12 protein-coding genes and 1 riboswitch are annotated in these 14,824 nt (G+C 42.9%); of the genes, 7 read left to right on the top strand and 5 right to left on the bottom strand.

Annotation, left to right across the window (positions count from 1 at the left end; translation table 11 throughout):
* Positions 1-19: 19 nt before the first annotated feature.
* Positions 20-1,105, bottom strand: a complete 1,086-nt coding sequence (locus AC0IWT_RS12835; protein ID WP_187593149.1) for a c-type cytochrome — start codon at positions 1,103-1,105, stop codon at positions 20-22.
* Between the two features lie 144 nt (positions 1,106-1,249).
* Between AC0IWT_RS12835 and AC0IWT_RS12830 the strand changes: the two genes are divergently transcribed.
* From AC0IWT_RS12830 to AC0IWT_RS12820, 3 genes are read left to right on the top strand one after another with little or no spacing between them, the layout of a single operon-like run.
* Positions 1,250-2,149, top strand: coding sequence for a LysR family transcriptional regulator (locus tag AC0IWT_RS12830; protein WP_056095397.1), 900 nt, complete (start codon positions 1,250-1,252; stop codon positions 2,147-2,149).
* Positions 2,142-2,648 carry a hypothetical protein gene (locus tag AC0IWT_RS12825; RefSeq protein ID WP_056095394.1) on the top strand — a complete coding sequence of 169 codons (507 nt, stop codon included), beginning with the start codon at positions 2,142-2,144 and terminating at the stop codon, positions 2,646-2,648. The genes AC0IWT_RS12830 and AC0IWT_RS12825 overlap by 8 nt, the downstream gene beginning before the upstream one ends.
* Positions 2,649-2,688: 40 nt before the next feature.
* Positions 2,689-3,078, top strand: a complete 390-nt coding sequence (locus AC0IWT_RS12820) for a YidH family protein (protein WP_008245456.1) — start codon at positions 2,689-2,691, stop codon at positions 3,076-3,078.
* A gap of 160 nt (positions 3,079-3,238) precedes the next feature.
* Here AC0IWT_RS12820 and AC0IWT_RS12815 read toward each other — a convergent pair whose 3' ends face one another.
* From AC0IWT_RS12815 to AC0IWT_RS12800, 4 genes are read right to left on the bottom strand one after another with little or no spacing between them, the layout of a single operon-like run.
* Positions 3,239-4,531, bottom strand: a complete 1,293-nt coding sequence (locus AC0IWT_RS12815) for a voltage-gated chloride channel family protein (protein WP_008245455.1) — start codon at positions 4,529-4,531, stop codon at positions 3,239-3,241.
* A gap of 18 nt (positions 4,532-4,549) precedes the next feature.
* Positions 4,550-5,830 (bottom strand): phosphopyruvate hydratase, encoded by a 1,281-nt coding sequence (eno, locus tag AC0IWT_RS12810; RefSeq protein WP_008245454.1) that lies wholly within the window; start codon positions 5,828-5,830, stop codon positions 4,550-4,552.
* Between the two features lie 58 nt (positions 5,831-5,888).
* Entirely contained in the window at positions 5,889-6,302 is a 414-nt protein-coding gene (locus AC0IWT_RS12805; RefSeq protein WP_008245453.1) for an EamA family transporter, read from the bottom strand.
* A gap of 4 nt (positions 6,303-6,306) precedes the next feature.
* Positions 6,307-6,861 (bottom strand): phosphatase PAP2 family protein, encoded by a 555-nt coding sequence (locus AC0IWT_RS12800; RefSeq protein WP_124910972.1) that lies wholly within the window; start codon positions 6,859-6,861, stop codon positions 6,307-6,309.
* A 42-nt stretch (positions 6,862-6,903) separates the two neighbouring features.
* Positions 6,904-6,972, bottom strand: a riboswitch (Fluoride riboswitch).
* A gap of 227 nt (positions 6,973-7,199) precedes the next feature.
* Here AC0IWT_RS12800 and AC0IWT_RS12795 point away from each other — a divergent pair.
* The 4 genes from AC0IWT_RS12795 to AC0IWT_RS12780 all read left to right on the top strand — a co-directional run bounded on the left by AC0IWT_RS12795 (position 7,200) and on the right by AC0IWT_RS12780 (position 14,795).
* A complete protein-coding gene (locus AC0IWT_RS12795) occupies positions 7,200-7,538 on the top strand; it encodes a four-helix bundle copper-binding protein (RefSeq protein WP_008245450.1) in 339 nt (112 codons plus the stop codon).
* A gap of 1,544 nt (positions 7,539-9,082) precedes the next feature.
* A complete protein-coding gene (locus AC0IWT_RS12790; RefSeq protein WP_056095310.1) occupies positions 9,083-10,474 on the top strand; it encodes a TolC family protein in 1,392 nt (463 codons plus the stop codon).
* Positions 10,475-10,481: 7 nt separating this feature from the next.
* Complete coding sequence (locus tag AC0IWT_RS12785; protein ID WP_056095306.1) at positions 10,482-13,703, top strand: efflux RND transporter permease subunit; 3,222 nt, start codon at positions 10,482-10,484, stop codon at positions 13,701-13,703.
* 12 nt (positions 13,704-13,715) lie between these two features.
* A complete protein-coding gene (locus AC0IWT_RS12780) occupies positions 13,716-14,795 on the top strand; it encodes an efflux RND transporter periplasmic adaptor subunit (protein WP_056095304.1) in 1,080 nt (359 codons plus the stop codon).
* The last annotated feature ends 29 nt before the right edge of the window (positions 14,796-14,824 follow it).

Genomic DNA, 14,824 nt, shown 5'->3' with positions numbered 1-14,824 from the left:
GATTTTAGATTTTGATGATTTATTTAGTTGTTAGTTTTACTTGTTTTTCGGAGGTTACAATTGGTGCAAATGGACCATACTTATGTTGATTTTCAGAAAATTTGTCGGCATATGGTCCGTATGGCGCATCAAAAGGTTTTTTTAACAAATCAGGGTAATCTTTTCCCTGATCTTTATGTGGTCTTGGCTGTGAGTTCACAAAAGCAGCGAGATCCCAGGCCTCCTCATCACTTAACCGCGCATCTCCATATCTGGCACCATATGGCATATTGTTCTTTACGAACCCCGCAAAGTTACTGAGTCTATACATCCCTGCGCCATCATTGTAGCTGTGTTTGCCCCATAATGGCGGATAAACATAAGTTAGTTTGTCTTCATCGAGTATTCCCTCACCATTTGCACCATGACAACTTTGACATTTACTGGTATATAAAATCGCTCCATGTTTGACATTCGCTGCCCTATCCAGGAATTTTAATTTTTCGGTTCCCGTTCCAAACACTTTCTCCCCTTTTTTTACACCTGTTCCAAGCCATTTCATATAAGCCAGCATTGCCTGTATCTCTTTACTAGATTCGTCTGGTACTTTGCCTGCAAGACTTCGATTGAAGCACTCTGCAATACGTGCCGATGCAGGTTCAACCTTTCCTGATCTGCCACTCATTTTAGGAAAACTGGAAATAAAACCAGCATAATTATTTCCGAACAGTTTGGTTCCACCCTCGAGGTGACAATTCTGACAATTCATACCATTTGTAATACGGGCTATGGATCCATTTGGCCCAAAATATTTGCTCGTATGTGCTATTAATTCTTTGCCATACCTGATCATCTGGCCGTACTTGGTGTCCGCCGGAATCGTATTTTCATCAGGCGCTTTCCAGGCATCAGCAGGTACAACCTGGCTTTTGACGTTAACAGCAGCTATACCGGTTTCCACATCCTGTTTGGTTTTTGCTGTCACTACATCTGGCTGCCCATTAAAAAATAAAGTGCAGATGAAAATGGTTCCACAAGCAACAAATAGAAACGCAATGATAGCCGTTGTCCTGGCTGTATATATAAGTGCTTGTCTGATTTCTTTTTCTGTTGATTCCTTATTCATAACCAATATTTTTCTGTTACAAATGTGCATTTATTCTACTCATCAGAAAAAGCATAAAAAGTTATTGATGATAACGTAAGGTTATGATGTCAGTACCCGTTGAAACAAATTGTTTGTATCTTAGGTTATCTACTAAAACCGTGTATGATAGATTTCCGTTTGCAAGTATTTTATGCTGTCGCTAAAAGGCTGAATTTTACAAAGGCCTCGGCAGAGTTATTTATCAGTCAGCCTGCTGTAACCAAACACATTAAAGAATTAGAGCAGGAGTTCAAAATGTCATTATTTGAACGCAGTGGAAACAAAAAAATCAGCCTCACCCCAGCCGGCGAATTATTGTTGCATTACGCAGAACAGATTTTTGGAACTTACCGGGAACTGGAATATGATATGAATCTACTTACTAAACAGCATAAAGGAATATTGAGGATTGGTGCCAGCAGTACTGTGGCACAATATATCATTCCACCTGTATTGGCACAGTTTCACAATAAGTTTAAGGATATACAAATTCAACTGGTTACCGGAAACACAGAAGATGTAGAGCAGCGTTTGATTGCTAAGGAAATAGATTTTGGAATCATTGAAGGCATCTCCCGGAACCCACAGATTAAATACGAACAATATCTAAAAGACGAGCTGGTGCTGGTGTGTTCTGGTCACAATTATGCCATGAAAAAGGAAATGATCAAACCGAATGAGTTGAAGGATTATGATTTATTACTTCGTGAACCTGGTTCTGGTACACTAGATGTTATTGCATATGCTTTAAAAGCACACCAGATAAAGGTGGGGGACTTAAATATAGAAATGCAGTTAGGTAGTACCGAAAGCATTAAATCCTATTTGATTCACAGCAAATGCCTGGCTTTTTTATCTATCCACTCCATATTGAAAGAGCTCAAGAATAATGAATGCCGCATCATAGATATCAAGGATATGGTTATCGAAAGGCCGTTTCATTTCATTCAGCTTCATGGTCAGCAGGACGCTCTGGCGGAACTATTTATGCGCTTCGCTAAAAGCTACAACTATAATGTATAGTGTTACCGAAATTTCGAGGCAATATCAGCCAGCTAAAGTGCTGCTGCTCTTTGTTTCTGAAGCTCCTGGAGGTGACGATAAACATTTTTACCTGGGAAATACTAATCTGTTTCGAACAATTTATCTTGCATTTAGTGAGGTATTTGGCGATTTTAAATCTGTAGAAGATTTTTTGCAGTTCTTTAAAGGCACGGGATGCTTTTTGGAACATCTAACTTGTACACCTATTGATAAATCGTCAGTTAAAATCAGAAAAAACCAGAGGCAGGGGGGAATAGAGCAATTAGCTCATAAAATCAGAACATATCAACCCCGATTAATCATGATCCTAATGAAAAGCATTGAACAAGAGGTTAAAGAATCTATTGACCTATCAGGCTTATCGTTTATCGAAGAAATTGCAGTTACCTGCTATCCTGCCGGCACTGAATCAAACAGGCTTACTTGCATCCGGGATACCAGGGTTATCATCTCCAAACTGGCATCGATATTGACATAACATGCAAATATATTGCTGTAATATACCGATACAGAACAAGATGAAAATTCAAGATCAGGAAAACACCAAACAGCATGCAGGAGACCATTTGGCTAATGAAAGAACATTTTTGGCCTGGATCAGAACCAGTATTGGTATCATGGGATTTGGCTTCGTGGTGATGAAATTCTCGCTATTTATCAAGCAGATCAGTGCCGCACTGGGGAGTAAAGTGCCCCTGCACCAAACCGGAGATTCCCGCATTATCGGGATTTTTCTAGTTGCCCTGGGAGCAATTACTATCATTTGTTCTTACTTAAGATATAATTCAACGAAAGAACAATTGAATCAGGGGGTGTATTACCATTCAACACTTTTTGTTAAAGTTTTAACCGCTTTAGTTTTCATAGCTAGTATACTTTTACTGCTCTACCTTATTAAAACAACATAGGCAGTTAAATCATCTGTACTTGATGCTTTAGAAAAGAGAGGAAGGAAAGCGGTCGATATAGCGTTGTTTTTTGATATAAATTGCTGATTGCATTGGTCAAGGATCTTATAAAAATTTCACCTCTTTATGATAATCCACAGGAACAGGATAAGTCAATATTTTATGTTCCCGTAAATATTTTGGGTACCGCAATACGCTGTGAAGAATATATACCTGAATGGCCACTGAAAAAATAGGCTGTAAAACAGGCTACCGCAAAAAACATGGTGTATTCACTACCAAAAAGTTCTATACCCATAATCGTACAGGCAAGGGGTGTATTCGTTGCACCAGCAAAAACAGCAATAAATCCAAGGGCAGCAAACAAACTAACTGGAGCATTTAATAAGGTCGAAAGTGCATTGCCTAATGTTGCACCAATATAAAACAAAGGCGTTACCTCACCACCTTTAAATCCAGTTCCTAATGTTAAAGTTGTGTAAATGGTCTTCCATAACCAGCTCCAAGTATCTGCTCCACCAGGCTGAAAAGCAGAGGGAATTGTAACGGCTCCTTGGTATTCGCTATCCACGCCCAAACTTAAGTAATCCGGTTTCCCGATGGCGTAAGTCAAGCCTATAATAATCAGACCACCGATAACAGGAATAAGCCACTGGATCTTACATACTTTAGAAAAAAAGGCCTTGATCTCATGCACCATTACAGCAAACAGGTAGCTGGCCAGACCAAACAATGTGGATGCTAGAATAACCTTACTAAGCAGGAGTAGGTTTACCGGCAGGTATTCAGATAGAAAGTAGGCACTTTTCTCTATGAGATCGATGTGATAAGCGGTATGATGGATGCCCCAGGCAGAGACAGTAAGATCACCAAGCACGCTGGCAATTAATGCGGGAAGTAAAGCCTTGTACTCTATTCTTCCAATGGCCAGAACTTCCATTGCAAATATGGCACCGGTGAGCGGTGTTCCGAACACCGCCCCAAACCCGGCTGCAATTCCCGCGGTAAGGAGCATCTTGGTGTCTACCTCATTTAGCTTAAACCAGCGGCTAAACATTCCTGCGATGCTTCCTCCGATTTGTACCGCGGTTCCCTCTCTTCCAGCCGATCCGCCAAACAAATGGGTAATCACTGTAGTTATTAAGATTACTGGCGCCATCTGCCTGGGCACTCCACCACCCGGCCTATGGATTTCATCCATGATCAGGTTATTTCCTTTTTCTGAGGACCTACCAACTGACTGATAAATCAGGTGGATCACAATACCTGCTAAAGGTAGCAGAAAAATGAGACAGGTATGCTGAAAGCGAAAGTGAATGGCCCAGCCTAGCAGCCAAAGGAACAAGGCAACCATACTTCCTATTGCAATGGCAACAGGAAGTATAAGCAGCGTCCATCGAACCGCATATTTAAAAACCGAAAGGTGTTCAAATAAAAATTTATTATGTTTCATTGTAGGTTAGCGGCTGATTTATAATTTTTTATAAAAAGTATTGATTCCTGCAAATGATGCCCTATCACCAAGTTCTTCTTCTATCCGAAGCAACTGGTTAAATTTAGATACCCTTTCAGAGCGGCAGCCACTTCCTGTTTTGATGTGCCCCGCACCGGTAGCGACAACCAGATCCGCAATTGTCGTGTCTTCAGTTTCACCACTGCGGTGAGAAATAAAGCAATTGTAACCGTTTTTTTGGGCTAGTTCTACGGCCTTTAGCGTTTCGGAAACTGTACCGATCTGGTTCAATTTAATCAGTACGCTGTTTGCAATGCCCTGGTCGATTCCCTGCTGGATAATACTCGGGTTGGTGCAGAATATATCATCTCCAACCAATTCCACTTTGTCTCCCAAAAGGCTGGTCAGCTTTTTCCATCCCTCCCAATCGTTTTCGCCCAACCCGTCTTCCAACAGGATAATTGGGTACTCTTTTAACCATCCTTCCCAAAAGCCAATCATTTCATCTGTTGTGATCCGTTCTTTAGAACTTTTATAAAATTCATATTTTCCATTATTCCACATTTCGCTGGTCGCTGGGTCAAGACAAAGGGAAATATCCTTGCCTGGAGCAAAACCGGCAATATGTATCGCTTCCATGATGATTTGGACGGCTTCCTCATTAGAACTCAGATTTGGCGCAAACCCACCTTCGTCACCAACTCCGGTATAATAGCCTTTCGCTTTTAGCAGACTTCTCAGGGAATGAAAAACAGCTTCGCCCATACGGATACTTTCCTTAAACGAGGGGGCGTTATGAGGGGCAATCATAAATTCCTGAAAATCGATGTTGTTATCAGAATGCCTTCCCCCATTAATGACATTCATGCACGGTACGGGCATTACGTAACCTTCCCTTTCCACTAGCTGCCTATACAAGGGAATCCCTTTTGCAACGGCCGAAGCCCGGGCGAAGGCGATTGAGGCCGCAAGCATCGCATTTGCGCCGAGCCTTGATTTATTCTCGGTTCCATCCAGACCAATTATATGATCATCGAAGGCCTGCTGACCCTCAAAGGATAAGCCGGTGACTGATTTGCCGACTTCGACGTTAATCCCTTTTACTGCTTTTTCCACGCCTTTACCATTATAGCGCTCTGGATCACCATCTCTAAGCTCTACGGCTTCTTTTTCACCCGTACTTGCCCCGGATGGAGAAATACCCCTTGCTGTTGTTCCGTTAAGAGTGACTTCTACTTCTACTGTCGGATTGCCCCTGGAATCCAAAATTTCACGGGCATGAATTTTAGTTAATTTCATAGTTTTTTGTTTTATATTGATTTTTAGTATTTCGGTTGCTTACAAATAATTGAGTTTCTCAAAAGATCAAAACCAGTGTTCCCCCAATGATCAGCAGGGCACCAAAGAATACTTTCAGGGTAAGAGCTTCTTTCAGGAACACCATTGCAAGTATAATAGTTAGGGCAACACTCAACTTATCAACAGGGGCGACCTGGGACACTTTCCCGATCTGCAAAGCCTTGTAGTAGAATATCCAGGACAAGCCGGTGGCAAGGCCAGATAAAAAAAGAAATAGCAGGTTATGCTTTGACAGTTCCGTAATTCCTTTAAGTTCGCCTCTGGCCATTACGATCCCCCAGGCTACAATCAGTATTACCACCGTTCGTATGGCAGTAGCCAAATCAGAATTGACATTGGTTACGCCGACTTTTGCAAAGATGGCCGTAAGGGAAGCAAAGAAAGCTGATAATAGCGCGTAGATCCACCACATAGTTTTATGTTAATTTTCCGTTATTGAATAATTCCAAAGTAAATGAGTACAAGAACCGTTGCTCCGGCAATGATCCGGTAAATGCCGAACCAGCGGAAAGAATGCTTTTGAAGATAGGTGATGAAAGAGCGGATGGCCATCCATACATCCCACCCGCACCTGCTTTACTTAAATGAATGATCGTAGTTAGATTCGGTTCATGGGAAGGGCGTAGACGCTTAACGGTGTTTTTAATCAGTCCTGAAGCAATCTGATCTGCACTAGCAACTAGTAGCGCAATGGTAATAAGAACCTGCCAAATTTTTTTGCAGAAATTCTGGAAGAGGCAATAAATAATGAAGGCATAAAAAGGAAGCCAAAAACGCTTATCACTGGCCCAGTACATGATCGTATCCCAGAATGCATTATGGTGCTGATTTATCCACAAGAACCATTCAGTTTCAACCGGCAGGACCATTGCTAACACTGATCTCACTTTGGCAGACAGACAAAGTAAGACAAGCGCAATTAAGATAGCTGCCAGCAATAAGAGTTGAGAATTTATTTTTAATTTTTTCACCTACAATACTTTGACCGGCAGATTTTATTACCTGCTGGAATTTCTATTGTAGGCGCCATCAGCTTTTGAAAAAAGCGGTTGAATCGGAAGGACACCATTTCCGTATTGCAAATATAATACTAATAAAATGATGTGCAAAATCTTAAAGTAGGTGTTGAGAATTTAATTTATCACTATTCCTCCTTATTTGAATACGAGAACCAGTTTCTTATTCTTCTACCGTTTAAACAAGCATCATATCACGGGATTAAAGCTTTTCTTAAACAAAATGAAACCGCCTGGAAATAACCATGTTATCTATATAGGAATTTTTTTTATAACCCTAAAAAATTAAAGTTATGGGATACCATGAATGGAAAAACTGTATTGATGCATGCTTAAAGTGTGCTTCAATTTGCAATCATTGTGCAAGTTCATGCACTCAGGAAGAAGACGTGAAAATGATGGCGCGGTGTATTGAGCTTGATATGCAATGTGCAGCCATCTGCTACTCTGCCGCTCAATTGATGAGTATGGGTAGCTCTTTTGCTCAAGACATTTGCCGTATTTGCGCAGATATTTGCCAGCAATGCGGAGATGAGTGTAGTAATCATCATACCCAGCATTGTCAGGAATGTGCAGATGCTTGTAAGGCTTGTGCGGAAGAATGCAGAAGAATGACAGGAGTAGCTGCTTAAGATGCCAATCACCGTGAGCATTAATTGATTAAGGGCAGCATTCTAGTTGCCCTTTCATTTTTATAAATAGGCAAATTTATTCCATTCATTTTATTTTCATTATTCCCTCATTATTTGATATTTACCAAGGTTTGAGGTTGTTCTTGGTATGTCCTTTCTCTAGCCTTAAAAAAATGGGTTTTTTAGGATATGATTCTCATAAACTCATTCCATTATTCAAATAAGAATTTCAGTTTTTGATGATGAGTACTTGATAATTCGAATTCTATGAAAATGAAGGCTAGATGCGAGTTGAGGAATGCATTAAATAATGCATGAACTTTCAATTCCCGCTTCATCAAATTATTTCAAAAAACAAAAAATACAAATTTCATTTCAATGGCGGTGTTAAATCAATCACGTTGTTAAACCGAGGGTATGTACCTTCTAAATTAAATGCAAGCTACATGGCATTTGCGCATAATTGTAAAAAAATTTAGACCAAACGGATTTCCCCCCGTTTATCCTATAATTGAATAATATTCAAGCTGATCGATGTTCGCAATTGAAACTAATCCACATGCTTATTTGGCTAATTAGATAGCAGTTTATGGAGTTCAACACTGATGTCTAGACAATTGGTGTTTTATAAATAGTTGCGGTATATCTTAATTTTAGGGAAAATTCTAAAAAGTTCGAACCGAAAAATTCAATTTAATCTATTGTAAGTGACTTATTTTCAAGTTCTTAATGTTTAAAAAATAAGAGGCATACTTTTTAGATGCCTCATATTGCCACTTAGTAGGGTCAACCCGCGGAAGTTCGACCCTTTTTGAGCATTGTGAAGCTGTGGTTAATTTTGATAAAGTTTTGAACAACAAGATGGAGGGACAGTATAGGAAAAAGAAATTATTCGATGACAATCGAAAGTAGGGTGAGAAATATCGTAACCTAATATTTGTTGATATTTTGTAACGGTTTTGTTGCGGTTTATCCTCTCATCTTTTTAGATTAATGCAGATTTTAGCGCCTATATATTTAGGTTGTTAAATTTGAAGGGTTTGAAAGTTAAGCAGGTACCAAATTGCTCTATAATTGGAGTCGTCTTGCTGTACCTGATTATCTCTTTGGGCAATATCTTTTTTTTATCCAACCTCTCCCTTTTAGAGTCCGCCCGGGGAATAAAATCAGCTGCGCAGTACAAAGGTAGCTTTTCTCCGCTTGGAAAGGATTCAAAAATTACCAGACAATTTAAGTGTATCCTTGATGAACGCAAGAAAACCGTGCTTCCTGTTTTGGAAGCTTTTCTTATCGGCGTCATCTTATTTTTGGGGCTTTCGCTTTTAGCCTCTAACCTAAACAGGTATTTTCTTGAGATCAGATACAGGATTGCCGGATCAGTCCCAATTTATATTTCCAACCAGGTCTTTCGGATCTGAGATTTATCTCAATTTTCTTTTATTGACAGGTCCTTCAAATGATGAAGTGACGACGGCCGGTTAATCACCGTGTTTCCTGTCCAAGACGTCCGTCAAATCTTTTTCCTTAAATTTTAATTTAAAGACATGATCCGTATTAAACAGATTTTCTGTTTGTTCCCACTTTTATATATGGGGCTGGAAAGCCATGCCCAAACCTCCCCAAAGCCCATCGGGATCGTTGATCTGATCGATCACGTGACCGCTTTTTCACCTTCACTGGCCGCTGATTCAGCAACAGTTGATATACGTGCCGCCCAGTTAAGAGAGACCGCGGCGAATGCCCTTCCAAATCTGAAGCTTAATTATCAGGCAGATCTGGGCTCAAACAATAATGTTGCAGGGCCATACATGGCCTTTGGTATTGTTCCTTCCAATTCCAGAGGTGTTAGGACTGAAAGCACTACCAAGGCTACACTTACTAATCTTGGTATTGTCTCCCTTGATTGGGAGGTCTATAATTTTGGTGCCTATAAAGCTCAGAATGCAGTCGCCAAATCAGAACTTGTCGTTGAACGATCCAAGTTTGCCCAGCGCCGATACCAGACAAGGGCCATCGCTATTGATGATTACCTGAGTCTACTAAAGCTTCAGGACATGCTATCCATTCAAGCAAGCAATATCAGTCGCAATGAGCAGATCAACCGTTCGATTTTATCCCTTGCCAGAAGCGGTGTGCGTCCGGGTGTGGATACCAGTATCGCAGGGGCCGAACTCTCCAAATCAAGATTGAACTATATTGAAATGGACAATACCTACAGACAGGTTCAGCTCGACATTGCAGCAATCAGCGGGCTAAATCCGGAAAGTATTGTCGCTGACAGTACGATCCTGGATCGGCTAAAATCGCTTGAGGTAAACCTATCGGTAAAGTTGACCGACAGTTCAAGCCATCCGCTGCTTGATTTCTACAAAAGCAATTATCTAAGCAGCGTTGAGAAGGAAAACCTGGTCAAAAAAGCCTATAATCCAAAGGTAAGCCTGCAAGCTGCTGCCTGGTCAAGGGGATCAAGCATTGATGCCAATGATAATTTCAACAGTCTCTCGAATGGCTTGGAATGGCAACGGGAAAATTACCTCGTGGGCGTAGGGATCAGTTATAACTTATTTGATCTGCGCAGGCGTCAGTTGAAGCTTAGGACCCAAAAGGCCAGTAGCAATTTTTACTTAAAGGAACTACAGCAGGAGCGGCTAATGTTATCAAATGCCGCCCTTCAGGCAGGCCTTGAGATCAGTACCGCGCATAAAAGACTCGATGAAATACCAAACCAGCTAAAGGCAGCGGCCGCAGGGTATCGCCAGAAGCTCTCGCTTTATAAGAACGGGCTGACCGACATCATTGAGCTCAATGCAGCCCTGACCATCCTTTACCGTGCAGAAACCGATTTTGTCAACGCAAAATATCTGTACATCCGGGCGCTTTTTCAAAAGGCTATCGCCACCAACCAAGTAGATTCACTGTTAAACACATTAAAATAATAAAGATATGTCAATGGTTACCTCGGCCCTGAAAAAGCCGATTACAACAGTGGTGATCACCGCGAGTTTACTGCTCTTTGCAGTTCTCAGTGCGCTGAAGATCCCAATAGATATTTTCCCCCAGCTTAATTCGCCGACAATATATGTTATTGAATCCTACGGAGGTATGTCTCCACAACAGATGGAGGGCTTCTTCTCCACTCGTCTACAGGATCAGTTTCTTTATGTTAATGGCGTTAAGAATATTACCGCCAAAAACATTCAGGGTTTGACGATGCTAAAGCTGAGTTTTTATGAAAGCACCAATATGGCAGAGGCTTCTGCCCAGGTTGCCTTGCAGGTTAACCGGGCCATGAAGTTCTTCCCTCCAGGCGCTTTGCCTCCGCAGGTGGTCCGCTTTGATGCCTCTTCACTGCCAGTAGGCCAGCTTGTACTCTCGGCCAAATCCCGCAGTCTGAAAGAAATCTATGATATGGCGGCAACGCGTATCAGGCCCATGTTTTCCTCTGTCGCAGGGCTTTCAGCGCCACCGCCATTCGGTGCCAATTCCCGCTCGATTACCATTAGTGTAGATCCGAGCAAATTAAGGAGTTATAATCTGACTCCGGACGAGGTGGTAGGGGCTTTATCCAAGTTCAATGTCATGTCTCCTTCGGGAAATCTAAGGTTGGACAATACCATGATGGTGACCTCTATGAACTCCCTGGTTAAAACGGTCGATGAATTCAACAACATTCCAATAGCTACAAAAAACGGCGTTTCAATATTGGTAAGGGATGTGGCAAGGGTTGCCGATGCAGCGGATGTTACCGTGGATTATGCATTGATCAACGGGAAACGGTCTGTGTATATTCCTGTGGTCAAAACAGCAGACGCCTCGACTTGGTCAGTGGTAAAGTCCTTAAAGGCCAAAATCCCCGAAATGCAGAGCCTCTTGCCGGACGATGTCCACATCTCTTATGAATTTGACCAGTCTGTTGCCGTTATCAACTCGGTAAAAAGCCTGATCACTGAAGGTGGTCTTGGTGCACTATTAACGGGCCTAATGGTGTTGCTATTCCTGCGTGATCTGCGAAGCAGTCTTATCGTGGTGATCACCATTCCGGTATCGATTTTAATTGGGGTGCTTTTACTAGGCATGTTCGGTCAGACCATAAATATCATGACCTTGAGCGGTCTGGCACTTGCAATAGGGATCCTGGTCGATCAGGCAACGGTGACGATCGAAAATATCCATCAGCACCTGGAAATGGGCAAGCCCAAACGCGAAGCCATTTACGATGCCTGTGAAGAAATCGCATTCCCGCTGCTGCTCATCCTGCTGTGTATTCTGGCAGTATTTGCACCATCTTTTATGATGAACGGTATACCAAAGGCGATGTTTTTGCCACTATCCCTTTCGATTGGCTTCACCATGGTTGTCTCTTTCATCGTGGCCCAGACCTTAGTTCCCATTCTATCCAACTGGATGATAAACGAAGAACGTTACCAGCACTATGACCATGGTAAGATCCATGCTCATGCAGGAGAGGCCCTGGACGAGAGGCAAGGAGAGCAGGTAGAAAAGCATCTGCAAAATGAAAAGGATGAACCGGAAAAAAATGATTTCTTTGAAAGGGTGAAGGTGCGGTTTATGGCAATCATCCAGCGGTGGATGCCGATGAAAAAAGGTATTGTCGGGATTTATTTAGTTCTGGTGATTTCTCTTGCAGGACTGGGATTTGTTTTTATTGGAAAGGATATGATGCCAAAGCTCAATAACGGACAGTTCCAGATACGCATCAAAGCGCCGGACGGTACCAGATTAGAGCGCACCGAGGAGAAATTTAAGCAGGTACTTTCCATTATCAATCAGACAGTAGATAACCATATCGCAGTTAGTTCGGGATACGTTGGGCTTATTCCGAGTAGTTACGGAACAAGTAACTTATATATCTTCAATACCGGTACCCATGAGGCTGTGCTTCAGGTGAACCTTGATGAAGATTATAAGGTAAATATGGATGAGCTGAAAGATGCGCTGAGAAAGAACATCGCTTATAAACTTCCTGACCTACGTATCACCTTTGAGCCGATTGACATGACCGAAAAGATTATGAGCCAAGGCGCTGCAACTCCTATTGAGATCAGAGTAGCAGGAAAAGATATGGACCAGATCGAGTCTTACGCTAATAAGGTGCTCTCTAAACTTAAAAAAATAGATTACCTCCGTGATATCCAGATTGCTCAACCCCTGCACATTCCCGTGGTTTCTATTACCCTTGATAGATTAAAGGCGGCGCAGTTTGGGCTGAACGTGGTTGATATCGCAAGGTCAGTTACTGCAAGTACCTCATCCAGCCGATTTACTGAGAAGAACCAATGGCTCGATGAAAAAACCGCCTATACCTACCAGGTACAGGTACAGGTTCCAGAGTATGTCATGAATACAATGGATGAGCTCAAAGAAATTCCTTTGGTTAAAGGGCAGAGCAGTCCGGTACTGGGCGACATCGCTACTTTCAATACCAGTTACCTTCCAGGAGAATATGACCGCTCCGGGCCAAGACGCTTTCTGACCGTGAGCGCAAACATTTATAAAAAGGATCTTGGAACGGCAACTGCTGATGTAGAAAAGGCACTAAAGTCCGTAGGCACGCCTCCTAAGGGACTAACTGCTGAAGTGAAAGGTATGTCGAGCCTGTTGACTGAAACACTATCTTCTCTTCAGGGCGGACTTGCTTTTGCGATATTGGTGATCTTCCTGCTGCTTGCGGCCAATTACCAGTCTTTCAAGCTTTCGCTGACGGTTCTTTCGACCGTTCCTGCTGTAATCCTTGGGTCGCTTACCGCATTATTGCTTACAGGCTCGACCCTCAATCTACAGAGCTACATGGGGATGATCATGTCCACCGGGGTGTCAGTGGCCAATGCGATACTTATCGTGACCAACGCCGAAAAACTCAGGCTGGATTACAAGGATTCTACCCGGGCGGCAGTGGTGAGTGCCGGGATTCGTTTAAGGCCGATCCTGATGACCAGTTTTGCGATGATAGCCGGGATGATCCCGATGGCCTCTGGGTTGGGCGAATCCGGTGAACAGACCGCGCCGCTCGGCAGGGCTGTTATTGGTGGGCTATTCTTTTCAACCCTTGCCGCGCTCTTCATCCTTCCGCAGGTTTTCGCTTGGGTACAGAAAAAAAGCAGCTTAAAAGAACCAAACCTAATGCCTAGAAAAACAAGAATTTAAAAGATAAACAACATGAAAACCAGATTCATTCCCATCATAATAATTATAAGTACTCTGGCCGCGTGTGGCGGAAACCAGAAGCCCGTGAACATCAGTCCCGAAAAAAACGGCAAGGAAGCCAAATATGAAACCACAAAGGTCGAAGAAGAGGCCCTTTCCAGTTTTACCCGCATTCCCGGGGTGCTCAAGCCTTTCAACCAGGTGAACATTTTTCCCAAGGCCAATGGTTTTGTGAAAGCAATACTGGTCGATTTGGGTTCTAAGGTGACCAAAGGCCAGCTGCTGATGACCCTGGAAGCACCGGAACTCGAATCACAATTGCAATCGGCAAATTCCCGTTACCTGCAGGCACGGGAGACCGCATCGGCGAGCAGTGAGAAATACAGACGTCTGAAAGAAGCAGCAAAAGAGGAAGGTTCGGTATCTCCGCTAGAACTTGATAATGCGCTTTCCAGGATGAAAGGAGATAAGGCCATAGCTGAGGCTGAGCGGTCAAATGTATCCTCCGTACGTACCATGCAGGACTACTTGAAAGTATATGCGCCTTTTGACGGGGTGATCGTTGACAGGAATGTATCACCGGGAGCACTGGTGTCGGCGGGCAAATCTTCGGACCTACCCATGCTGGTATTGCAGGACCTGACCCACATGAGGCTTGAAGTTTCTATACCTGAGGATTATGTAGACAAAGTGGACCTAAGCCAGATGGTCAAGTTCCGCTTCAATGCGCTGCCGGGGGAACAGCGCCAGGCCAAGATCAGCCGGTCTGCAAATTCACTGGGCAACATGCGCCAGGAAATCGTCGAGGTTGACGTGGCCAATAAAGATAACAGGTTGAAGGCCGGCATGTATGCCGAGGTTGAAATCCCGCTTAAATCCGGTGCGACTTCGCTTCTTGTGCCTAATTCTGCTATCGTGCGTTCTACAGAACGGAAGTACGTAGTGGAAATTGCAAATGGTAAAGCCAAGCTCGTTGACATTAAGGAAGGGATGAAGGGAACAGAGATGACCGAGATTTTTGGTTCCATCAAAGCCGGGACAGAGATTATTTCGCCCGCGAACGATGAGATCAAAAGCGGTCAGACGCTATAAAACATTGCCGGGCGGATATTAGCCGCCCG

The organism is Pedobacter sp. AC464, from assembly GCF_979253075.1.
This window is presented reverse-complemented; position numbering and strand designations above follow the sequence as displayed.